This window comes from Streptomyces sp. NPDC039462 (genome assembly GCF_055639375.1).
Genome location: NZ_JBVKAO010000006.1, coordinates 259,294 through 281,069 on the forward strand (window position 1 = coordinate 259,294; position 21,776 = coordinate 281,069).

Here is a 21,776-nt window from a genome sequence, read left to right on the forward strand (position 1 = left end):
CGCTCCCACCAATCGGAATCTGGAGGGGCCGGCATGAATCGACGTGTCATCGCCGCTGGTTGTATCGCCATGAGTCTCGGACTGACCGCCACGGCATGCGGCGGCGATGACGGCGACGAGGGCGGCAAGGCCACCGACGGCAAGGGCAAGACCCTCACCGTATGGATCATGGAGGGGACCAACCCCGACGCGCGGCCGTTCTTCAAGGAGGCCGGGGACGCCTTCGAGAAGAAGACCGGCGCCAAGATCAAGGTCGAGTACCAGCAGTGGGCCACCGCGCAGAAGAAGTTCACGACCGCCATCGAGGGCGGCGAGGACCAGGTGCCCGACGTCGCCGAGGTCGGCACCACCTGGGTGCCGCAGTTCGCGAAGACGGGCGCGCTCATCGACGTCACCGACGAGGTGAAGAAGTCGGGTCTCGGTGACGACCTCGTCGAGGGCCTCAAGGACGCGGGCACGCTCGACGGCAAGCAGTACGGCATGCCCTGGTACGCGGGCGTCCGCTCGATCGTGTACCGCAAGGACATCTTCGAGAAGCACGGCCTGAAGGCACCGACCACGTGGCAGGAGCTCCGGGCGACCGCCAGGAAGCTCAAGGAGAAGGAGCCGAAGCTCGTCTCCTTCCCGGTGGCGGGCGGCGCGGAGATGTTCGCTGCCCCCTTCGTCTGGGGCGCGGGCGGTGAACTGGCCACCGAGTCCGGCGGCAAGTGGAAGTCCGGCATCAACTCGCCCGAGGCCGTCAAGGGCATCGAGTTCTACACCGGCCTCGCCACCAAGGACAAGGTCTCCCCGGCCAAGGTCAACACCTGGACCGAGAAGGAGGTCGGCGACGCCTGGAACAAGGGCGAGGTCGCCATGGCCATCGGCGGCAACTGGACCCCGAAGGCCATCGTCGACGAGAACCCCGACCTCAAGGGCAAGCTCGCCGCCGTCCCGATCCCCGGCCAGAACGGCGGCATGAGCAAGTCCTTCCTCGGCGGCTCCTACCTCTCCACGTTCAAGACCGACAAGCAGGCCCTCGCCTGGGAGTTCGTGAAGCTGGTGACCACCGGCGAGTTCGCCGCCAAGTGGGCCGAGCAGACGAACTACTTCCCCGGCCAGAACTCCGAGCTGAAGAAGATCGAGGCGAAGAAGGACCCGCTGGTCGAGCCGTTCGCCAAGCAGATGCTGGAGGCCGGCGCGACCGTCCCCAAGACCGAGGCGTACGGCGAGATCCAGGCCTCCAAGGTCATCCCCGGCATGATCCAGTCGATCCTCACCGGCAAGGCGTCCGTCAAGGAAGCCGCGGACAAGGCCGCCAAGGACATGGACGCCATCTTCGCCAAGGACGAGTAGGCAAGGACGGGTAGGCAAGTGCGCCTAGGCAAGGGCGAGTTCGGCACTGTGAAGGACTTACCGTGAAAGACACGCTCGTCAGCGGCGGACCGGAGACCCCGGTCCGCCGCGCCCCCCGGCAGCCGGACGGCGCGGCCGAGGCGGCTCTCCGTCGCAAGAAACTGATCACCCTCACCCGTCCCTGGCTCCTCCTCGCACCCTCCCTCGTGGTCCTCGCGGGCCTGCTGCTCTGGCCGCTGATCCAGGTCGGCAAGCTCTCCCTGCAGGACTACGAGGTCAAGTTCGGCGGCGGCACAGGGACGTTCACCGGCTTCGACCACTACACCGACCTGCTCTCCAGCAGCCTCCTGTGGAAGACGGTCCTGCCCAACACCGTCTTCTTCGCCTTCGCCTGCGTCGGCCTCACCGTCGCGCTCGGCACCCTCGTGGCGCTGCTGCTCAACCGGCTCGGCGCCACCTGGCGGATGATCTGCTCCATCGCGATCCTCGCGGCCTGGGCGATGCCCGCGGTGACGGGCACGTACGTCTGGATCTGGCTCTTCCAGCCGCAGGACGGCATGGTCAGCCAGATCGCGGGCTCGGTCGGCCTCATCGACCCCGAGACCACCAACTGGTTCACCGAGCGCGGCCCGTTCTACGCGATCGCCACGCTCAACGTCATCCACCACGGCTTCCCGTTCGTCGCCATCACCGTCCTCGCGGGACTCATGACGATCCCCAAGGAGCTCTACGAAGCGGGAGAGCTGGACGGCGCCAACGCCTGGCAGCGGTTCTGGAACATCACCGTGCCGACCATCAAGCCCGTCTTCCTCGTGGTGACCATCCTCTCCACCATCTGGGACTTCAAGGTCTTCACCCAGGTCTATCTGCAACCCGGCGGCGACGGCTCCAACGAGGACGTCTACAACCTCGGCGTCTTCTCCTACATCCAGGCCTTCGCCAAGAACGACTACGGCACGGGCGCCGCGGCCGCGGTCCTGCTCACCGTGCTGCTCCTCGTCATCACCGTCGTCTACATCCGCACACTGTTCCGGCAGGGGGACGAGGAACTGTGACCAACCGCCGCACCACGCTCGCCGCACGCATCGGCCTGCCGGCCGCGGTCGTCGGGCTCCTCCTCTTCACGCTCTTCCCCGTCTACTGGATGATCTCCACGGCGCTCGACCCGAAGGCCACCCTGCGCGGCTCGGACGTCCTGCCGAGCGGCATCAGCCTCGAACACTTCGAGTTCGTCTTCGACAAGGGCAACTTCGGTACGTACCTGCTGAACTCGGCGCTCGTCGGCCTCGCCACGATCGTCGCGGCCGGGCTGCTCTCGCTCTTCGCGGCCATCGCGGTGGCACGGTTCAAGTTCCGCTTCCGCACCTCCGTGCTGATCATGATCCTGATCGTGCAGATGGTGCCGCTGGAGGCCCTCGTCATCCCGCTCTTCATCCAGATGCGGGACTACGAGATGCTCAACTCCCTGCTCGGCCTGAGCATCGTCTACATCGCCCTCTCGCTGCCCTTCGCCATCTGGACGCTGCGCGGCTTCGTCGCCACCGTCCCCAAGGAGGTCGAGGAGGCCGCCTACATCGACGGGGCGTCCTGGCCGCGGATGTTCTGGTCGGTGCTGCTCCCGCTGGTCGCGCCGGGTCTCGTCGCCACCTCGATCTTCGCCTTCATCACGGCGTGGAACGAGTTCGTCTTCGCGTACACGTTCATGAAGGGCAGCGACAAGTACACGGCGGCCGTGGGCATCTACCAGTTCTTCGGGGAGAACTCCACGGCATGGGGCCCGGTCATGGCCAGCTCCACGCTGGTCACCGTGCCGGTGATGATCTTCTTCGTGATCGTGCACAGGAAGCTGGGCTCGGGCCTGGCGGCGGGTGCCGTCAAGGGCTGACGACTGACGGCTGCCGCCGGACCACGGCGCGGAAGGTGTACGGGGACCCCCCCGTACACCTTCTTCTTTTTCGCCGTAGGGCACAAAATCAATCAGGCCGCAAATTCCGCAGAGATTATGCAGAGGGCATAAAGACCCTTCGGACGCAACGCTTTTGGCGGGAAACTCCAAGCTTGACGGCGTCGTGGAGTTTGCTTATGGTCCAGTCGTTCGAGATCCCGTCAATCGATATCCGAAGGTGTGCATGACCCCGCCTCCCGCGTTGCCGAAATCCAGGCAACGGTTGATTCTTGCCGCTCTCATGGTGTGTTCCCTGCTTATCTGGCTGGAAAATACTGTCCTCAGCACCACGCTGGAAACCCTTGCGGACCCGGACCGCGGGCTCGGGGCGGATCCCGGTGAGCTGCAATGGGCGACCGGTGCGTACACCCTGGCCTTCGCCACCTTGATGTTCACCGCGGGCGCGTTGGGCGACCGCTTCGGTCACCGGACCGTGTTCCTCGGCGGACTTGTGATCTTCGCCGGGTCCTCGCTGTGGGCGGCGTACGCAAGCGGTGTGGGCCAGCTGATCGCGGCCAGGGCCGTGATGGGAACGGGCAGCGCACTGATCACGCCCGCCATGATGGCCATCCTCATGTGGACCTTCACCGGCCCGGCGCGGGCTGCCGCGATCGGTATCTTCTCCACGTCGGCCGGTGTCGGAATGGCCGCAGGACCGGTCCTCGCGGGATTCCTGCTCGACCATTTCTGGTGGGGCTCCGTCTTTCTGATCAATGTCCCGGTCGCGGCATTGGCATTGGTCGGGCTCGCCGTGCTGGTGCCGAATTTCCGCAGCCCCACTCCGCGGCCACTTGACCCCGCCGGAATGCTGCTGTCGATCAGCGGACTCGTGGCATTGGCCTACGGGCTGATCCGGGCGGGTCAGGTGGCGGCGTGGAGTCGTACCGACGTCTGGGGCCCGATTGTCGTCGGTGTCGTTCTGCTGGCCGTTTTCGTACTCGTCGAATTGCGCGTCAAGGTGCCCAGCTTCGACCCGCGACTGCTCGCGCACCGCACATTCGGTGGCGGCAATGTGGCCCTCGGACTGCTGCTCTTCGGTGTGGCCGCCATTACGTTCTACAACGCCTTCTATCTCCAGGGCGCGCTCGGCTTTTCGCCGATGAAGGCGGGTCTGGCCAATGTCCCGACCGCAGTCGGCGCCCTCGTGGCGGCGCCCCTCGCCTCGCGCCTGGTCCGCCGTCTGTCACTGCGCCCGGTCGCCGTGCCGGCGCTGGCCGTGGCCGCGCTGACCATGGGCGGGTACGGGGTCCTCGGACTGCACACCCCGCTCGTATGGATCGAGATCCTGCTGTTGATACAGGGCCTCTCGATCGGCATGGTGATCGGCCCGGTCACCGCCGCGCTGCTCAGCAACCTGCCGTTGGAACAGGCCGGCGCGGGATCGGCCGTCACCAACACCGTGCGCCAGACCGGCAGCGTGATCGGCATCGCGGTGGGCGGCACGATCATGTCGATCGTGTACCGCAATGCGATCGAACCCTCGCTGGCGGGTGCGCCCGGCCCGGTGCGGGATCAGGCGCGGGTCTCCGCCGAGCAGGCCCGCCACGTCGCCACCGCTGTCGACCGGCCCGCTCTGGCCCGGGCCGCCGACGACGCGTTCATCCATGCCATGCACGTCGGCGCGGGTTGGATCGCGGGCATCGCACTCCTCGGAGCGGCCGTGCTGCTGATCGCCCTGCCCGCCGTCGGCAAGAAGAAGGACCCGGCACCGGATCCGGACCGCGAAGAGGCCCGCGACTCCGTCTGTATTGACTAAAAGTCAATTCGGCGCCACTCTCGGGACCCGGATCCAGCCGAGAGCCGTCCCCCGGGAGGCGACGTGGGCACCGAAGCACGGCAGCAGCGCGAACGGCTCGCCACCGAGCTGCGCGACGAACCACCTCAGTCCTTCGACCGTCTGACGCCGGAACAGCTGGCGGATCTCGCCGACGCGCTGGAGCGGCAGCGCGAGAGCCGGGCCGCGGGACTGACCGAGGCCGCCGAGGAGGCACTGAAACTCGTGCCCGCCCTGGCCCGCGGCCCCGTCCGCCGGATTCTCTTCCGCTAGCCGACAGGAGCGAGGAGTCAGCATGGACAAGCTGCGCGGCAGAGCAGAGACCCGCAAGATCGCCCACCTGCTCGACGTCGAACCCGACACGCTCGCCTTCCTTCAGGACCTGCCCGTCGAGGACGTACGCCGCTTCCGCACCCAGACCGTCACGGCCCTCTTCGACCGGTCACCCGACATGCTCGACCGGATCGCCGCCGCGACCAGACTGGTGCCCACCGGAGTCGCCGCCGCCATCTCCCAGAAGGCACTCGGCCCGCGCCTGGCCGCCGCCGTCGCCGGACGGCTCGAACCCGCGCGGGCCGCCGACATCATCGAGAAACTGCCGGTCTCCTTCACCGCCCTGTCCTGCGCGCACCTCGACCCGCGCCGGATCAAGGGCATCGTCGACCGGCTCGACGAAGACCTCGTCGTACGCATCGCCGTCGCACTCGCCGAGCGCGGCGACCACCTCACCATGGGCCGCTTCGTCGGCCACCTGTCGGACTCCGCGCTGCGCCGCATCCTGCCGCAGGTCGACGACGCCGCCGTCCTCAGGACGGGCTTCGCGATCGACGTGCCCGAACGGCTCGGCCACATCATCGACCTGATGGGCGCGGACCGGCTCGCGTCGGTCATCGGCTCGGCGTCCGCCGAGGGCCTGTGGCCCGAGGCGCTGGCCGTCGCCGGCATGGTGACCGGCGAACAGCGGGGCCGCATCGCCTCACTCGCCGCCGGACAGCCGCAGGACCGGCTCGACCCGCTCGTCGCGACGGTGGCGGAGCAGGACCTGTGGGAGTCCCTGCTGCCCCTGGTCGCGCTGCTGAGCGAGGCGGAGCGCCGCAGGGTGGCCGAACTGCCGTCCCTGCGCGGCGCGGACGTGCTCGCCGCGGTGGTGCGCGCGGTCGTCGCCACCGGCCTGTGGGCCGAGTTCCTGCCGCTCGTGGACGCGCTCCCCGCCGCGTCCCGCAAGACCGTCGCCGACGCCGCGGGAGCCCTGCCCGAACCCGACCTCGACGCGCTCGCCAGGGAGGTCGACAAGCAGGACCTGTGGGAACTGGTCATGCCGCTCGTCGAGCTGATGGACGACGAGGCGAAGACGCGGATCTTCGCGCTGCCGGCGTTCCAGGAGCAGACCGGACGCCAGGCCTGAGGGGTACGCCCACACGGCGGACGCGGGACCGGTGTGGCGGCCCCGCGCGGGTGACACCCCGCATAAACGGGCCGCGGACCGGGGAAGGCGCAGCCGGACCCGTCAACTCCCGTACGGGTCCGGCCACCCCTCCCAGCCGCCGGGCCCCCGCCCGGCGCCCGTACGGAAAAAGGTCACATGCGCCCTCGCCACACCGTCGCCGCCGTCCTCGGCGCGCTCGCCCTCACCGTCACCCTGCCGACCTCCGCGAGCGCCACCGGCGGCGCCTTCCACTACAAGTTCGTCGAGGACGGCTCGGTCCGGTACGCCACCCTCCACCACCCGGCGAGCCCCGCCTGCATCACCCTCCCCGAGGTCGCGGACGAGGACATGTCCAAGCCCGCGTTCGCCCCCTACAACGACACCGACGCCACGGCGATCGTGTTCGAGGACGCCGACTGCGGCGGCGACCACTGGACCCTGAGGCCGCACGGCAAGCCCGCCAAGGACCGCCTCAAGCTCCGCTCGGTCTACTTCTACGACCGCGTCTGACCCACAGGACCCACAGGACCCACAGGACCCACAGGACCGGGAAGGCGCTCATCCCGTCGTCGAACCGCCGTCCACGGTGAACTCCGCTCCCGTGACGTACGACGACGCGTCCGACGCCAGGAACAGCACCAGTTCGCCGACCTCCTCCGGGCGGCCCATCCTGCCCAGCGGCAGATGCGACCAGTCCCGCCCGGCGGAGGCCGCGGAGATCATCGGGGTGTCGACCGCCCCGGGGTGCACGGAGTTCACCCGCACCCGGTACTTCGCCAGATCCAGCGCCGCCGACCGGGTCAGCCCCCGCAGGCCGAACTTCGTCGAGCCGTACGCCGCGTGGCCCGGGATGCCGACCAGGCCCGCCGTCGACGACACGTTCACCACCGAGCCGCCGCCCGCCTCCTTCAGCGCGGGCAGCACCGCCTGGATGCCCAGGAAGGGCCCCAGGAGATTCACCCGGACCAGGGCCTCGAAGTTCTCGTACGTCTCGTCCTCCACGGACGCCGTCCGCCACAGCGCGGCGTTGTTCACCAGGACGTCGAGCCGCCCGAAGGCGCCGAGCCCGCCGGCCACGGCCGCCGCCCAGCTCTCCGCCCCGGTGACGTCGTGGCGTACGAACAGCCCCTGGTCGCCCAGCGAACGGGCCACCTCGCGGCCCTCCTCCTCCCGCACGTCCGTGACCACGACCCGCGCCCCGGCCGCCGCGAAGAGCCGTGCCTCCGCCGCGCCCTGACCGCGGCCCGCCCCGGTGACGATGACGACCTTGCCGTCCAGGCCGTGGTTCATGCCATCCTCCGTACGTCCGTACGTGGCGAATCGGCATGTGTCTAGCAGTCATATGCGCAAGGTGGAAGGGCGGGGCGGGACATGGGATCCGCGATCAGTCTGCGCAAGGTGGAGGACTCGGCGCCGGCGCTGGTCAGCCTGTACAAGAGCGCCGGGGTCTCCCTGCGCAAATACGGCCTGGACGGGGCGCGGGCCGCCGTCTACCTGGTCGTGGACTACTCCGGTTCCATGCGGCCCTACTACAAGGACGGCAGCGTGCAGGCGCTCGCCGACCGCGTCCTCGGCCTCTCCGCGCACCTGGACGACGACGGAGTCGTGCCCACCGTCTTCTTCTCGACCGACGTCGACGCGGTGACGGACATCGCGCTGGACAACCACCGCGGGCGGGTCGACGAGATCGTCGCCGGGCTCGGGCACATGGGCAAGACCAGCTACCACCTGGCGATGGATGCCGTCATCGACCACTACGTCGACAGCTGCGCCGCCGGTGCCACGGCGCCCGCCCTCGTCGTCTTCCAGACCGACGGCGGCCCCATCAACAAGCTCGCCGCCGAGCGCTATCTGTGCAAGGCGGCGAAGCTGCCGCTGTTCTGGCAGTTCATCGGCTTCGGCGACCCGGCGAGCAAGCAGTTCGACTACCTCAGAAAGCTCGACGAGCTCGCCGTGCCCGCCCGGCGTCCGGTCGACAACGCGGGCTTCTTCCACGCGGGGGAGGACCCGCTGGCCGTGCCGGACGACGTGCTCTATGACCGGCTCGTGGGGGAATTCCCCGCGTGGCTCGCGGCGGCGCGGGCGCACGGGATCGTCGCGTGATCCGCCGGTACGGCCCCTAGTCGACCAGACGCTCGCGCAGCTTCAGGATCGTGCCCGCGTCGAGCCCGAGCCCCTTGGTCAGATAGCCCTGCAGGCCGCCGTACCGCTGTGCCGCCTCGTCGAGTGCCGTGTCGAGGTACTCGGTGCGGACCTCCTGGAGGGGGATGATCAGGTCCGGGTTCTGCATCAGGCCGCCCTGCTTGAGCTGCTCGCGGAGCCTCGCGTCGTGCGCGGCCCGGTAGGTGTTGGAGGCCAGGTAGTCACCGACGGCGGTCTGCCCGGGCACGCCGACCAGGCGCAGCAGGAGGTAGGTCGTCCAGCCGGTGCGGTCCTTGCCCGCCGTGCAGTGGTAGAGCAGCGGCGAGCGGCTGCCGGCGATGTCGCGCAGGGTGGCCGCGAACTGGGCGCGGTTGGCGGAGTCGCTGACGAACGTGCGGTAGACGCCGCGCATGAACGCGGCCGCCTTTCCGTTGCCCAGCATCTCCTCCTGCCGGACCGGGTCCCGGGAGCCGATCGCGGTGATGAGCTGGGTGAACAGGCCGTTGTCGGTGATCGGCCTGGAGGTGGGGGAGAGCCCGGCGGGCAGCCGGTCGGGGCCGTCGTACTGCACCTCGGCGGGCACCCGGAAGTCGATGACCGTCTTCAGGCCGAGCTCGGCGACCTTCACGAGGTCGGCGTCGGTGAGGTCGCTGAGGGCGTCGGCACGGAAGACCCGGCCGTGGCGGACCCGCTCGCCGTCGTAGGTCCGGTGGCCGCCCACGTCACGTACGTTGACCGCGCCCTGGAGCGGGATGTGACGGACGGTGTCGGAGGCGTACCGGGGTGCGGCGGGGGCCGCGAGCGCCCTGGGCGCGACGGGTTCGGCGGGGGCCGCCCAGGCGGGCAGCGTGCCCAGGGCGAGCGCGGAGATCGCCAGTCCGGTCGCGGTACGGGTACGGGAGATGCGCATCGGTCCGCCTTCCCACCGGCAGGGGTGCCGGTCGCTCTTCGGCTCAACCAAGCGATTGTTTGGTAGAAGGTAGCGAGGGCCTCCCGAAGGGGGAAGGGGCATGCGGGGGCGTACGCCGCCCGGACGCGACGTACGTCTCACGGGGCCGGGAACAACCGGTCCCGGGGGCGTGTTAAAGTTATGTGTTGCAGTTTTGGTACCCATGAACTTTATGTGCGCCTGACGGGAATGCTCCGAGGGCGCATTATTGTTTTTTCCGGTTCTCTCCGGATGGGGTTCATTGCAGCGCTGGAGAATCGCAATACCGTGGTTCCCCATTCACTGCCCCTGTTGAGGAGATTGACATGGCAACCGGCACCGTTAAGTGGTTCAATTCGGAAAAGGGCTTCGGCTTCATCGAGCAGGACGGCGGCGGCCCCGACGTCTTCGCCCACTACTCGAACATCGCGTCCTCCGGCTTCCGCGAGCTCCTCGAGGGCCAGAAGGTCTCCTTCGAGGTGACGCAGGGCCAGAAGGGCCTGCAGGCCGAGAACATCGTTCCTGCCTGATCGTCGCAGCGCGCGAACCTCACAGCCGAGGCCCGCACCGGAAGGTGCGGGCCTCGGCTTGCGCTGTCATCGGGCCCGACCGGGCCCAGAGCCGCACCGGCTCAGAGGTCCGGAAGTCCAGCGACCAGGAAGGCACTACTGCATGAACCGCCCCGAACGCCCGGCACGCCCCGCGCGCAAGCGTCCCGCCAACGCAGCAGGAAAGGGCAGGCCGAACGGCCAGGCAAAGGGCTCCGCGAATTCCGGGAGGAATTCCGGAAGCCGTAAGCCGAGGCCCGTCCAGGGCGGCGAGTTCGCGCTGCCCGAGAGCATCACGCCCGCGCTGCCGGCCGTCGAGACCTTCGGCGACCTGGACATGCCCGAGGCCCTCCTGAAGACGCTGGCCGCCCAGGGCGTCACGGACCCCTTCCCGATCCAGGCGGCCACTCTCCCCAACTCCCTCGCCGGGCGCGACATCCTCGGCCGCGGCCGCACGGGCTCCGGCAAGACCCTCGCCTTCGGCCTCGCCCTGCTGGCCCGCACGGCAGGACAGCGCGCCGAGTCGAAGTCCCCGCTCGCCATGGTCCTCGTCCCCACGCGCGAGCTGGCCCAGCAGGTGACGGATGCCCTCACGCCGTACGCGACGTCGGTGAACCTCCGCATGGCCACGGTCGTCGGCGGCATGTCGATCAGCCGGCAGTCCGGGACGCTGCGCCGCGGCGCCGAGGTCCTGGTGGCCACCCCCGGCCGCCTCAAGGACCTGATCGAGCGCGGCGACTGCGATCTGTCGCAGGTGCGCACGACGGTCCTCGACGAGGCCGACCAGATGGCCGACATGGGCTTCATGCCGCAGGTCACGGCGCTGCTCAAGCAGGTCGACCAGCGCGGCCAGACGATGCTCTTCTCGGCGACGCTCGACAAGAACATCGACCGGCTCGTACGGATGTTCCTGACCGACCCCGTCGTGCACTCCGTCGACCCGTCGGCGGGCGCGGTGACGACGATGGAGCACCACGTGCTGTACGTCGCCGACGAGACGGACAAGAAGGCCGTGGCCATGCGGATCGCCGCCCGTGAGGGCCGCGTGATCATGTTCCTGGACACCAAGAGGGCCGTGGACCGCTTCACCAAGCGGCTGCTCGCCAACGGCGTGCGCGCCTCCGGACTGCACGGCGGACGCTCGCAGCCGCAGCGCAACCGGACGCTCGACCAGTTCAAGAACGGGCAGGTCACCGCGTTGATCGCGACGAACGTCGCGGCGCGCGGCATCCACGTCGACGACCTCGACCTGGTCGTCAACATCGACCCGCCGGCCGACCACAAGGACTACCTCCACCGCGGCGGGCGCACCGCACGCGCGGGGGAGTCGGGCAGCGTCGTCACCCTCGTGCTCCCCGAGGAGAAGCGCGACATGACGCGCCTCATGACCGACGCGGAGATCCGGCCGAACACGGCGCGCGTCTCCTCCTCCGACGAGGAGCTGGCGCGGATCACCGGCGCGCGGGAGCCGTCGGGCGTGCCGGTCGTCATCGAGACGCCGCAGCCGCAGCAGCCGCAGGCCAAGACGCCCGCGCAGCGACGCCGTCGTCCGCGTGGTGGCGCGGGCGCGGGTGCGCAGGCGCAGGGTGGCGGCCAGGGTCAGCGGCGTGCCCCCCGCCAGGGTCAGGGCCAGGGCGGCCAGGGCAGGGGCGGATCCGGCGGAGCCGCAGGCGGCCCCACCGGCGCCCGCACCCGCCGCAGCCGCCCCAGCGGCGGGGAACAGGGGGGCCGCCGCTCGGCGGCGTGACGCCGAGGCGTGGGCCTGGCGCGGGGCGCGGCGGCGGACCGCCGCCGCGTGATGCCTGCCGCGTGATGCCTGCCGCGTGATGCGTGATGCGGGGCGGTTCCGCTGGAGTAGCGAGCGGCACCTCCGGGCGGCCGCGCCCGCCGCAGCCGCCCGGAGGCATCGCCCCGGCGCGTGTGGCGCGGTGGGGCGCGGCGGACTGGGCCGCTGCTCCACGGCGTGACGCGGGGGCGGCTCCGGCGTGCGGCGGTGGGGCGCGGCAGAATGGACCGCCGCGTCCGCGGACTGCGCGTTCATGGACTGCGCGTTCACGGACTGCCGCATCAGTGGCCCGGCACCTGCTCGGGCCACCACCCGCCCCCCCTCGCACCACCCGCATCACCAGCACCATCAACTCCCCGCACCACCAGCACCACCAGCACCACCCGGCCCAAAGGAGCCCGCCCGATGGCATCGGAGCGCGACCGTGTCGCCCTGCCCCTGCTCGAAGACGACCGTGCCGCGCTGCGTGCCGACTGCGGCAGTTGTTTCGGGTTGTGCTGTGTGGCGCTCACCTTCTCCGCGTCCTCGGACTTTCCCGTGAACAAGGACGCGGGCAAGCCGTGCACCAACCTCCAGGCGGACTTCCGTTGCGGCATCCACCGCGACCTCCGGGACAAGGGCTACCGGGGCTGCACGGTGTACGACTGCCTCGGGGCGGGGCAGCGCGTCTCGCAGGGCACCTTCGAGGGCCGCGACTGGCGTCGGGATCCGGCCACCGCGCGTCAGATGTTCGAGGTCTTCCCGGTGATGCGGCAGCTCCACGAACTGCTCTGGTACCTGACGGAGGCGCTGTCCTTCCCGCAGACCCGGCCGATCGCCGACGACCTGGAGCGCGCGCTCGCCGAGACGGAGCGGCTGGCCACGGGCACCCCTGACGCCGTCGCCGGGACGGACGTGGCCGGCCACCGCCAGAACGTCAACCTCCTCCTCCTGCGCACCAGCGAACTCGTCCGCGCCGAGCACCTCGGCCAGGAGAGGAGCAAGGGCAAGGGCGGCAAGCGGGGCAAGGGCGGCGCGAAGAAGGACCGCCGTGGCGCCGACCTCATCGGCGCGCGGCTCCGGGGCGCCGACCTCAAGGGCGCCGATCTGCGCGGGTCGTATCTCATCGGCGCCGACCTGAGCGACGCGGACCTGCGGGCCGCCGACCTGATCGGCGCGGACCTCCGCGACACGGATCTGCGCGGCGCCGACCTGACCGGCGCGCTCTTCCTCACCCAGTCGCAGGTCAACGCGGCCAAGGGCGACGACCGCACGAAGCTGTCCGACTCCCTCAACCGCCCCGGGCACTGGTCGCAGGGCTGACGGGACGGCGGCCCCGGCCCGGGTCCGCTACGTATCGCACTCCGCCACCGTCCGGCACAGCGTGCACCGCACCCGTACGCGCCCCCGCACCGGCACCCGGATGCGCTGGTGGCAGGTCGGGCAGGGGAACGTCACGCGCAGCGTCCCGGCGTCCAGGGAGAACGCGTAGGACCCACCCGCCTCGACCGCGCCGCGGTGCTCCCGCGCGTACCGCCGGTCCTTCGCGTACCGCCGCCGCCCCGCCCACCCCGCGGCCGTCAGCGGCGGCTGCTGCTCGTCACGGCGGGCCTGGGCGAGCCCCTTCGTGTACGCCGTGTACGCCTGCGCGCTGGTGAACCACGTCTCCGGGGCCTCGCCGAACGCCAGCGCCCGCTTGGCCAAGACGTAGCCGAACTCCTCCGGTGTGAGGTAGCCGAGCTTCTGCGACGAGGCACCGTCCTCGCGGTAGGCGTCGAGCAGCAGCCAGCCCGCGCCCAGGTAGGCGGTGGCGGTGTCGGTCAGGATCTCGTTGTCGCGCGTGCCGGGGAACGACAGGTCGAGCCGGTGCAGGTACACGTGCATGACCTCGTGGGCGAGGGCCGCGCCGATGTCCCTGCGGTGGGTGCGGAAGCGGTCGTTCAGCTCGATGAAGTACTCGGGGCCCGCGGCGAGTTCGACGTACGCGGCGTGCTCCATCTCGCGGAAGCTGACGATCATCCGCGCGTCGGGGAGGCGCAGGTGCCGCACCATCTCGCGCGCCACCCGCTGCACGCCGAGGTACAGGTCGTCCTCGTCGCCGAAGGCCACGTCGGCGGGGGTGACGCTGGTCTCGAAGGTGTGCACGGTGTCGTACGAGAGGCGTCTGTAGAGAGCGGTGATGGCGGCGCGCACGGTCTCCAAGTGGGGGTAGCCGTGCACGACTGGACCGCCGCCGACCGTCACGTCCGCACCTCCTGACGTCACCCACCGGGCCGCACAACTCCCTTCCACTGTACGGGCGCCGGCACCCCCCGGGGTGCTCCGGAAGAGGGCCGGACGCGCGCCGACGCGTCACGCCGTGGCCGGAAACCGCCCCTTGTCCTGAGCGGACACCGATCTCCATAATCCGGGGCAACGCTTTGGCGGGCTCATGCCAGCCATGCGTGAATCCCCCCACGAACCCCCCACGAAGGGAAGTCAGTTGAAGACCAAGCTGCGTGGAGTGAAGAGAGCCGCCACCCTCGGCGCCATCGCTCTGGCCACCGTCAGCCTTCAGCCCGTGGCCGCTCAGGCGGCTCCCCACCCGGGCCCGAAGCCGGGAGAGCGCGTTGTCGGCGGCACCCCCGCCGAGCAGGGCGAGTTCCCGTTCATGGTCCGTCTCTCGATGGGCTGCGGCGGTGCGCTGTACGCCAAGGACATCGTGCTGACCGCCGCCCACTGCGTGGACGGCTCCGGTGACAACACCGGCATCACCGCCACCGCGGGCGTCGTGGACCTGGAGAGCCCCGACGCGATCGAGGTGAAGTCCGCCAAGGTCCTCCAGGCCCCCGGCTACAACGGCAAGGGCAAGGACTGGGCGCTCATCAAGCTCCAGAAGCCGATCGACCAGCCCACGCTGAAGATCGCCAAGGACACCAAGTACAACGAGGGCGAGTTCGACATCGCCGGCTGGGGCGCCGACAAGGAAGGCGGCGACCAGCAGCGCCACCTCCTCAAGGCGAAGGTCCCGTTCGTCAGCGACGCCGACTGCGAGGCTGCGTACGGCGCCGACCTCACGCCCGGCGAGGAGCTCTGCGCAGGCAAGCTGAACGTGGGCGGCACGGACACCTGCCAGGGTGACTCCGGCGGCCCCATGTTCCGCAAGGACGAGGCCGGCGAGTTTGTCCAGGTCGGCATCGTCAGCTGGGGCAACGGCTGCGCGCAGCCGAAGTACCCCGGTGTCTACACCGAGGTGTCGACCTTCGCGGGCGACATAGAGAAGGCGGCGTCGGAGCTCTGATCCGGAGCTGATGCCGTGACGTTCCGGCGGGGGGCCCGCGGTCGCGGGCGCCCCGCTGCGGCATGCGGTGGCACCGGCGGCGCCGTCCGGCGGTTAGTCCAACACCTGTCCCTCCTTTGTCCATGGGCGCGTTCGCACCGCGGGGCGCATGGTGAGCGGCACGAATTCCGTCCGCCGTCCGTCCCATGGAGGGGTGCCCCATGCTGCCGTCAGAGACATCCGGGCCGAGCCGCAGAGCAGTGGTCGCGACGGGCGCGATCGCCGGGTTGGGGGTCGCGGTGGGGGCGGGCGGCAGCGCCTTCGCCACGAGCGCCCCGGCCGGGCCCCGCGCCGGCGAGGTGGTCCTGCGCTCGGCCGACCTGGACGTGCGCGTCGCCACCGCCTTCCCGCGCGTCGTCTCGTACACCGACCGCGCGAGCGGCGCCGTGCTGCACGGCCGCGCGGACGCCGTCACCACCGTCCTGATCGACGAGACCGAGCACACGCCGAAGGTCACCGCCACGGCGGGCAGGAGGCGCGTCGCGTACGTCCTCGCCTTCGACGGCGGCACCCGGATCGACGTCGAGATCTCCGTCGAGGGCCGGCAGGTCCACTGGCGCGTCACGAAGATCGCGGACACCGCCGCGCTGCGGGTCGGCACCCTGCGCGTCCCCGGGCTCGCCCTTCTCTCCGTACGCAGCGACCAGCCCGGCGCCGCTCTCCTCGCCGCGAAGGTGCAGCTGGACAAGGCCAAGAGCGGCGACACCCTCGTCCGGCCGGCCGCCGACACCCCGGCCGAGCGGCCCACCGGCTGCGCGTACGCCGTCGTCGCACACGACGGGCTCGGCGGCGCCGTCGAGACGAACACCGTCTACGACAAGCCCACCTCGGAGTCGGGCACCACCTGGGAGAACGGCCGCCTGTGGCGCGAGACGGTGCGAACGGGCGACTACGTAGAGGCCCGGTTGTCGCCCGGACAGTGGACCCACCGCGCCGCGACCTCACCCGTCGACGCCACCGAACCCCTCCCGTACGCCACCGTCGTCATCACCGGCGACCGCAACGGCGACGGCAAGGTCGACTGGCAGGACGCGGCGATCGCCTTCCGCGACATCATGGTGACCCCGCTCGGCGCCGACGAGCAGCATCTGCGGGTCGTCCCGCACATCCCCTTCAACTTCGCCTCACAGGCCACCAACCCCTTCCTCGCCACGCTCGACAACGTCAAGCGGATCCACCTGGCGACCGACGGCCTGCGCCAGTACACCCTCCTCAAGGGCTACCAGTCCGAGGGCCACGACTCCGCCCACCCCGACTACGCGGACAACTACAACACGCGCGCGGGCGGCCTCGACGACCTCAACACCCTGGTCCGCGAGGGCAAGAAGTGGAACAGCGACTTCGGCGTGCATGTCAACGCCACCGAGTCCTACCCCGTCGCGAACGCCTTCTCCGAGAAGCTCGTCGACAAGAGCAACGAACAGTGGGACTGGCTCGACCAGAGCTACCGCATCGACCAGCGCCGCGACCTGGTCTCCGGAGACATCGTCCAACGCTTCGCGGACCTGCGCGCCCAGACCGACGACGGCCTGAACGCCCTCTACATCGACGTGTTCCGCGAGTCCGGCTGGACCTCCGACAGGCTCCAGCGCGCCCTGCGGGAACAGGGCTGGACGGTCACCACGGAGTGGGGCCACGGCTTCGAGCGGTCGGCGGTCTGGTCGCACTGGGCCACCGAGCCCGACTACGGCGGCGACACCTCGCGCGGCATCAACTCCCGCCTCATCCGCTTCGTCCGCAACCACCAGAAGGACGTCTTCGCCGACAAGTGGCCCACCCTCCTCGGCATCGCCCGGATGGGCAACTTCGAGGGCTGGGTCGGCAAGACCGACTGGCACGCCTTCTACGACCTCATCTGGACCCACTCCCTGCCCGCCAAGTACCTCCAGGCGCACCCCATCAAGAGCTGGGGCGAGCACGAGATCACGTTCTTCGGACGGACGCCGACGACGGTGTCCGACGCCTCAGGCACGCGGCGCATCACCACCGACGGAAACGTCGTCTACGAAGACGGCCGTTACCTCCTCCCGTGGGAGCCCCGCAAGGCACACGATCCCGCCAAGCTGTACCACTACAACCCGGCGGGCGGCACCAGCAGTTGGCGGCTGCCGCGCGCGTGGGCACGCCGCTCCCGGGTGGCGCTCCACCGGCTCACCGACCAGGGCAGGGTCTTCGAGTCGTACGTCTCCGTAGTGGGCGGAAAAGTCATCCTCAAGGCGGAGCCGAAGCAGCCCTACGTCCTCTACCGCGAGCGCGCCGCGTCCCTGCCGGACCCGAAGTGGGGCCAGGGCACCCCGCTGCACGACCCGGGCTTCCACTCCGGCTCCCTCAAGGGCTGGCAGGTCAGCGGTCCCGCCGCAGTGAAGCTCAGCGCACTCGGCGACCACGAGCTGGTCATCGGCGCGGGCGGCGCCGCGTCCGTCGGGCAGCGCCTCGCCCGCCTGAAGGCCGGCACGTATGTCGCGTCCGTACAGGTGGAGGTCGGCGAGAAACCGGGGGAGCGGCGCAGGGCCTCCCTGGAGGTGCGCACCGCCGACGGCATCACCGCCGCCAACTTCACCGAGACGTCCACCGCGGGCAATCACGTGGCCGCCGACCGCAAGCACGGCACCCGCTTCCAGCGCATGTTCACGTACTTCACCGTCCCCGACGGCGGCGGCACGGCCGAACTGACCCTGCGCGCCGGGCCGGGGGACGCGCGCGTGCGCTTCGACAACGTACGCGTCGTCGCGGCCCGCCGCCCCGCCAGGCGCCCCCGCGCCACCCTCGTCCACGAGGACTTCGAGCACGTCCCCCAGGGCTGGGGCCCCTTCGTGAAGGGCGACGCAGGCGGCGTCACCGACCCGCGCACCCACATCGCCCAGCGCCACGCCCCGTACACCCAGCGCGGCTGGAACGGCAAGGCGATCGACGACGTCATCGACGGCACGAACTCTCTCAAGTCCCGCGGCGAGAACAAGGGCCTCGTCCACCGCACGGTCCCGCACACCGTCCGCTTCACCCCCGGCAAGCGGTACCGCGTCTCCTTCCGCTACGAGAACGAGAAGGCGGACCAGTACGCCTGGATCACCGCGGTCGACGAACCCGCACCCCGCGAACTCGACCGCAAGAACCTCCCGGTCGCCACCGAACCCACCACCCTCACCTACGAGTTCACCGCCCCCGCCGAGGGCGAGGCCTGGGTCGGCCTGCGCAAGACCGGCGACGACGGAAAGGCGGAGTTCGTCCTCGACGCCTTCGAAGTCAGCGAGGTGTGAGGGACCTCCTGGGATCTCATGGGAACTCCTGGAACTCCTGGAACTCCTGGGATCCCCTCACGCCAGCCCCACCCGCTCCCCGCCCTCCTCCAACTCCAGCACCCACACCTCGTTCGCCCCCTCCCGGAGCACCGGCCCGGGTACGTACAGCGACGTCTGCGGGCCCGCCGACCAGTAGCGGCCCAGGTTGAAGCCGTTCACCCAGACGAAGCCACGCGTCCAGCCGGGCAGGTCCAGGAAGGCGTCACCGGGGGGCCCGACCTCGATGACGCCCCGGTACAGGCCGGGGCGTCCCGAGCCCGCTTCCCCCGCGGCCGGGACGCCCCGTACCGCCGACGGCACGTCGAACGCGTCGAGGCGCAGCGTGCGGGCCCGCACCCCGTGCAGGTACTGCCGCTCGTGCAGGATGCCCCCGGTGATGCCCTTCGGCTCGCCCGTGCGCGGGCCGTAGTTGACCCGGCCGAGCGACTCCACCCACAGCTCCACGCGCGCGTGCCCGGCGACCGGGACGGGCAGCGTCGGGGTGCCCTCCGTGAGGACGCCCGCCCGGTCGCCGTCGACGTACACCACCGCCCGGTCCCGAAGGCCCCGCACACTCAGCGGGTACGGCTCGCGCGGGCCCGGCACCGTCACCGTGTAGCGGACCAGGCCGCGGTCCACGTCCAGCTCCTCGAACGTGGGCGGGACCGCGTGCTCCGACTCCGGGGAGCCCAGGAAGTCCAGGACCGCGTCCAGGGAGGACCAGGTCGCGAGAGTCGCCGACGCGGGCGCGCCCAGCGACGGCGGTGGCGGGGGCGGCTCCGGCAGGGGAGTGGCCGCGTACCGGGCGAGGACCTTCCTGAACGCCCAGAACTTCGGCGTGGCACGGCCGGACTCGTCGACGGGCGCGTCGTAGTCGTACGACGTGACGTCCGGCTGCAGCTCCCCGTCGTGCAGCGGGCCGCCGCCCCGGTTGGCACCCGCCCAGCCCGCGAAGTTCGTGCCGCCGTGCGCCATGTACAGGTTCACCGACGCCCCGCACTCCAGGATCTCGCGCAGCGCCGCCGCCGCGTCGTCGGCATCCCGTACGACGTGCTCCGCGCCCCAGTGGTCGAACCAGCCGCACCAGAACTCCATGCACATCAGCGGCCCCCGGGGGCGGTGCGCGCGCAGCTTGTCGAAGGCCGCGCGCGCCCCGGACCCGAAGTTGGCGGTCGCCAGGACACCCGGGATCGAGCCGCCGGTCAGCATGTGGTCCTCGGGACCGTCCGAGGTGAACAGCGGGACGCTCACGCCCTCGGAGCGCAGCAGGTCGGCCAGGTGGCGCAGGTAAACCCGGTCCGAGCCGTAGCTGCCGTACTCGTTCTCGACCTGCACCATGATCACGGGGCCGCCGCGGCTCTCCTGGCGCGCCACGACCTGCGGCAGCAACCGGTGGAACCAGCGGTTCACGTGCCCGAGGTACTCCTCGTCCCGGGTCCGCGCGCGGGCCCCCACCGCACCCGTCAGCCAGTGCGGCAGACCGCCGTTCTCCCACTCCGCGCAGACGTAGGGGCCGGGCCGGACGATCGCCCACAGGCCCGCCTCGCGCACCGCGTCCAGGAACCGGCCCACCGCCTCCACGTCGCGGTACGTGCCCGGACGCGGCTCGTGCAGGTTCCACGGGACGTACGTCTCCACGCAGTTGAGCCCCATCGCCCGCAGCATCGCGAGACGGTGACCCCACTGCGCCTCGTGCACCCGGAAGTAGTGCAGCGCGCCGGAGAGCAGCCGCACCGGCCGCCCGTCCAGCTCGAAATCGTCCTCGCCGACCCTGAACCCGTTCATCGCGTCCCCTCGCTCACGTCCCGCCCACGATCACCTCTGGCGGGGGACGGGGTCCATGGACAAAGATCGAGCCCGGTTGGACGCAAGGAGCGGGCCGGCGCCCGTACGAAAGACCCAAGGAGCGGGCCGGCGCCCGGACGAAAGGGGCGGAAGCGGATGTACCACACGTGGATGCGGTATTTCACCCCGAGCCCGGCCCACCACAGACTCGGCCTCGCCTGCCTCGGCGTCGGCCTCCAGCACGGGCTCCTGCCCACCGTCGGCCCCCGCACCCTCGACCACCACGTCGCCGTCGTCATCAGCGCCGGCGGCGGCTGGTTCCGCGGCCCCGACGGACACCGCACCACCGTGACCGCGCCCGCCCTGATCTGGCTCACCCCGGGCGTACGCCACCACTACGGACCCGACCCCGACACCGGCTGGGACGAGTGCTTCGTCGACTTCACAGGACCCGCCACCGCCACGTACACCGAACTCGGCTACATCGAACCCACCCGCCCCGTCGTCCCGCTCTCCGACGCCGCGGGCGCCCGCGGCGTCGTCGCCCGCATCGCCCGCGCGGCCCGCCGCGGCAACCCCCTCCTCGAAGTGGAGACCGGCGCCGCCGTCCACGAACTCCTCGTCGCGCTGCGCCGCGCCCGCGCCGACATCGCCCCCGACGGCGACCCCGTCCTCCAGTCCCTCGCCCGCGACGCCTTCCAGCCCCTGTCCGTCGCCGAGCACGCCGCCCGGCACGGCATGACCCCCGCCGAACTGCGCACCGCCGTGCGGCGCGGCGCCGGGTGCAGCCCCAAGGACTACCTCCTCGGCATCCGCCTGGGCCGCGCCAAGGAACTCCTCGCCGCCACCGAGCTGCCCGTCGCCGCCGTCGCCCGCCGCGTCGGCTACGACGACCCGGCGTACTTTTCACGCCTTTTCACCCGCCGTGTCGGCATGGCCCCCGTCCGCTTCCGCGACCAGCAGGGAAGGGCCGTCCCCGGCGGCTGGTCGCACCGGATACCCGACCCCGACCACCCACCCGTTTTGCGCTCTTCCGCCGGTGGCGGCCCCGGAGCGGCAACGTAGGCTCGTGGACCATGACCACCAGCCACACCAGTGACGACAACAGCACGAACGGCACGCACCCCGCCGCGGCCCCGGACCCCGCCACCGCCCCGGACGACGCCGTGCGCGCCGAGCTGTCCCGGCTGCGCGACAGCATCGACAACATCGACGCCGCCGTCGTCCACATGCTCGCCGAACGCTTCAAGTGCACCCAGCAGGTCGGCCACCTCAAGGCCCAGCACCACCTGCCGCCCGCCGACCCCGGCCGCGAGTCCCGCCAGATCGCCCGCCTGCGAGAACTCGCCGAGAGCGCCAAGCTCGACCCCGCCTTCGCCGAGAAGCTGCTCAACTTCATCATCGCCGAGGTCATCCGCCACCACGAGACGATCGCCAAGTCCGCCTAGGGCCCGTCCCGCGGCCCGGCGGGTCCGGCCGGCGGTGCGTGCCTGAGATGTGAGTCCTACGCCGATCCTCACGGCATCGGGCA

Annotated in this window: 19 protein-coding genes; 15 read left to right on the forward strand and 4 right to left on the reverse strand. The window is 70.8% G+C overall.

The genetic code is table 11. The features are described from left to right. Positions 1–33 precede the first annotated feature (33 nt). From ACZ7LU_RS29520 to ACZ7LU_RS29550, 7 genes are all read left to right on the forward strand, one after another. The gene (locus tag ACZ7LU_RS29520; RefSeq protein ID WP_471918475.1) at positions 34–1,335 is read left to right on the forward strand and encodes a sugar ABC transporter substrate-binding protein; all 1,302 of its coding nucleotides are present in this window, start codon (positions 34–36) and stop codon (positions 1,333–1,335) included. A 62-nt stretch (positions 1,336–1,397) separates the two neighbouring features. Beyond that, positions 1,398–2,390: a carbohydrate ABC transporter permease gene (locus ACZ7LU_RS29525; protein ID WP_468717470.1), complete on the forward strand. Its 993-nt coding sequence runs from the start codon at positions 1,398–1,400 to the stop codon at positions 2,388–2,390. Further along, on the forward strand, positions 2,387–3,220 hold the full coding sequence (locus tag ACZ7LU_RS29530) for a carbohydrate ABC transporter permease (RefSeq protein ID WP_398307315.1): 834 nt from the start codon (positions 2,387–2,389) through the stop codon (positions 3,218–3,220). The genes ACZ7LU_RS29525 and ACZ7LU_RS29530 overlap by 4 nt, the downstream gene beginning before the upstream one ends. A gap of 244 nt (positions 3,221–3,464) precedes the next feature. Continuing rightward, complete coding sequence (locus ACZ7LU_RS29535; protein ID WP_471918476.1) at positions 3,465–5,036, forward strand: MFS transporter; 1,572 nt, start codon at positions 3,465–3,467, stop codon at positions 5,034–5,036. 63 nt (positions 5,037–5,099) lie between these two features. Further along, positions 5,100–5,327 carry a hypothetical protein gene (locus ACZ7LU_RS29540; protein WP_468083671.1) on the forward strand — a complete coding sequence of 76 codons (228 nt, stop codon included), beginning with the start codon at positions 5,100–5,102 and terminating at the stop codon, positions 5,325–5,327. Positions 5,328–5,349: 22 nt separating this feature from the next. After that, the gene (locus ACZ7LU_RS29545; protein ID WP_471918477.1) at positions 5,350–6,459 is read left to right on the forward strand and encodes a hypothetical protein; all 1,110 of its coding nucleotides are present in this window, start codon (positions 5,350–5,352) and stop codon (positions 6,457–6,459) included. A 177-nt stretch (positions 6,460–6,636) separates the two neighbouring features. Beyond that, positions 6,637–6,990, forward strand: a complete 354-nt coding sequence (locus tag ACZ7LU_RS29550) for a hypothetical protein (RefSeq protein WP_398307323.1) — start codon at positions 6,637–6,639, stop codon at positions 6,988–6,990. A gap of 48 nt (positions 6,991–7,038) precedes the next feature. Here ACZ7LU_RS29550 and ACZ7LU_RS29555 read toward each other — a convergent pair whose 3' ends face one another. Next, entirely contained in the window at positions 7,039–7,770 is a 732-nt protein-coding gene (locus tag ACZ7LU_RS29555; protein ID WP_468560757.1) for a glucose 1-dehydrogenase, read from the reverse strand. Positions 7,771–7,851: 81 nt separating this feature from the next. Here ACZ7LU_RS29555 and ACZ7LU_RS29560 point away from each other — a divergent pair, with 81 nt between their 5' ends. Then, a complete protein-coding gene (locus ACZ7LU_RS29560) occupies positions 7,852–8,583 on the forward strand; it encodes a VWA domain-containing protein (protein ID WP_471918478.1) in 732 nt (243 codons plus the stop codon). A gap of 16 nt (positions 8,584–8,599) precedes the next feature. Here the strand turns inward: ACZ7LU_RS29560 and ACZ7LU_RS29565 are convergent, their stop codons facing one another. After that, positions 8,600–9,532 carry a tyrosine-protein phosphatase gene (locus ACZ7LU_RS29565; protein WP_471918479.1) on the reverse strand — a complete coding sequence of 311 codons (933 nt, stop codon included), beginning with the start codon at positions 9,530–9,532 and terminating at the stop codon, positions 8,600–8,602. Between the two features lie 344 nt (positions 9,533–9,876). Here ACZ7LU_RS29565 and ACZ7LU_RS29570 point away from each other — a divergent pair, with 344 nt between their 5' ends. The 3 genes from ACZ7LU_RS29570 to ACZ7LU_RS29580 all read left to right on the forward strand — a co-directional run bounded on the left by ACZ7LU_RS29570 (position 9,877) and on the right by ACZ7LU_RS29580 (position 13,186). Next, positions 9,877–10,080, forward strand: a complete 204-nt coding sequence (locus tag ACZ7LU_RS29570) for a cold-shock protein (RefSeq protein WP_030362889.1) — start codon at positions 9,877–9,879, stop codon at positions 10,078–10,080. Between the two features lie 142 nt (positions 10,081–10,222). Continuing rightward, a complete protein-coding gene (locus ACZ7LU_RS29575; protein ID WP_468083679.1) occupies positions 10,223–11,845 on the forward strand; it encodes a DEAD/DEAH box helicase in 1,623 nt (540 codons plus the stop codon). A gap of 444 nt (positions 11,846–12,289) precedes the next feature. Then, positions 12,290–13,186 carry a pentapeptide repeat-containing protein gene (locus ACZ7LU_RS29580; RefSeq protein ID WP_471918480.1) on the forward strand — a complete coding sequence of 299 codons (897 nt, stop codon included), beginning with the start codon at positions 12,290–12,292 and terminating at the stop codon, positions 13,184–13,186. Between the two features lie 27 nt (positions 13,187–13,213). Here the strand turns inward: ACZ7LU_RS29580 and ACZ7LU_RS29585 are convergent, their stop codons facing one another. Further along, a complete protein-coding gene (locus ACZ7LU_RS29585) occupies positions 13,214–14,107 on the reverse strand; it encodes a hypothetical protein (protein WP_398307335.1) in 894 nt (297 codons plus the stop codon). A 238-nt stretch (positions 14,108–14,345) separates the two neighbouring features. Between ACZ7LU_RS29585 and ACZ7LU_RS29590 the strand changes: the two genes are divergently transcribed. Beyond that, positions 14,346–15,143 carry a S1 family peptidase gene (locus ACZ7LU_RS29590; protein ID WP_471918481.1) on the forward strand — a complete coding sequence of 266 codons (798 nt, stop codon included), beginning with the start codon at positions 14,346–14,348 and terminating at the stop codon, positions 15,141–15,143. A gap of 200 nt (positions 15,144–15,343) precedes the next feature. Next, positions 15,344–18,439 (forward strand): endo-alpha-N-acetylgalactosaminidase family protein, encoded by a 3,096-nt coding sequence (locus ACZ7LU_RS29595; protein WP_471918482.1) that lies wholly within the window; start codon positions 15,344–15,346, stop codon positions 18,437–18,439. 57 nt (positions 18,440–18,496) lie between these two features. Here ACZ7LU_RS29595 and ACZ7LU_RS29600 read toward each other — a convergent pair whose 3' ends face one another. Further along, on the reverse strand, positions 18,497–20,245 hold the full coding sequence (locus ACZ7LU_RS29600) for a glycoside hydrolase family 35 protein (protein ID WP_471918483.1): 1,749 nt from the start codon (positions 20,243–20,245) through the stop codon (positions 18,497–18,499). A 156-nt stretch (positions 20,246–20,401) separates the two neighbouring features. Between ACZ7LU_RS29600 and ACZ7LU_RS29605 the strand changes: the two genes are divergently transcribed. Then, positions 20,402–21,310, forward strand: coding sequence for a helix-turn-helix domain-containing protein (locus ACZ7LU_RS29605; protein WP_471918484.1), 909 nt, complete (start codon positions 20,402–20,404; stop codon positions 21,308–21,310). Positions 21,311–21,321: 11 nt separating this feature from the next. Next, positions 21,322–21,693 (forward strand): chorismate mutase, encoded by a 372-nt coding sequence (locus ACZ7LU_RS29610; RefSeq protein ID WP_468083690.1) that lies wholly within the window; start codon positions 21,322–21,324, stop codon positions 21,691–21,693. Positions 21,694–21,776: the final 83 nt, after the last annotated feature.

Coding starts and splice junctions, on each gene's coding strand:
- ACZ7LU_RS29520 (WP_471918475.1), top strand. CDS start 34: ATGAATCGACGTGTCATCGCCGCTGGTTGTATCGCCATGAGTCTCGGA.
- ACZ7LU_RS29535 (WP_471918476.1), top strand. CDS start 3,465: ATGACCCCGCCTCCCGCGTTGCCGAAATCCAGGCAACGGTTGATTCTT.
- ACZ7LU_RS29545 (WP_471918477.1), top strand. CDS start 5,350: ATGGACAAGCTGCGCGGCAGAGCAGAGACCCGCAAGATCGCCCACCTG.
- ACZ7LU_RS29550 (WP_398307323.1), top strand. CDS start 6,637: ATGCGCCCTCGCCACACCGTCGCCGCCGTCCTCGGCGCGCTCGCCCTC.
- ACZ7LU_RS29555 (WP_468560757.1), bottom strand. CDS start 7,770: ATGAACCACGGCCTGGACGGCAAGGTCGTCATCGTCACCGGGGCGGGC.
- ACZ7LU_RS29560 (WP_471918478.1), top strand. CDS start 7,852: ATGGGATCCGCGATCAGTCTGCGCAAGGTGGAGGACTCGGCGCCGGCG.
- ACZ7LU_RS29565 (WP_471918479.1), bottom strand. CDS start 9,532: ATGCGCATCTCCCGTACCCGTACCGCGACCGGACTGGCGATCTCCGCG.
- ACZ7LU_RS29570 (WP_030362889.1), top strand. CDS start 9,877: ATGGCAACCGGCACCGTTAAGTGGTTCAATTCGGAAAAGGGCTTCGGC.
- ACZ7LU_RS29575 (WP_468083679.1), top strand. CDS start 10,223: ATGAACCGCCCCGAACGCCCGGCACGCCCCGCGCGCAAGCGTCCCGCC.
- ACZ7LU_RS29580 (WP_471918480.1), top strand. CDS start 12,290: ATGGCATCGGAGCGCGACCGTGTCGCCCTGCCCCTGCTCGAAGACGAC.
- ACZ7LU_RS29595 (WP_471918482.1), top strand. CDS start 15,344: ATGCTGCCGTCAGAGACATCCGGGCCGAGCCGCAGAGCAGTGGTCGCG.
- ACZ7LU_RS29600 (WP_471918483.1), bottom strand. CDS start 20,245: ATGAACGGGTTCAGGGTCGGCGAGGACGATTTCGAGCTGGACGGGCGG.
- ACZ7LU_RS29605 (WP_471918484.1), top strand. CDS start 20,402: ATGTACCACACGTGGATGCGGTATTTCACCCCGAGCCCGGCCCACCAC.
- ACZ7LU_RS29610 (WP_468083690.1), top strand. CDS start 21,322: ATGACCACCAGCCACACCAGTGACGACAACAGCACGAACGGCACGCAC.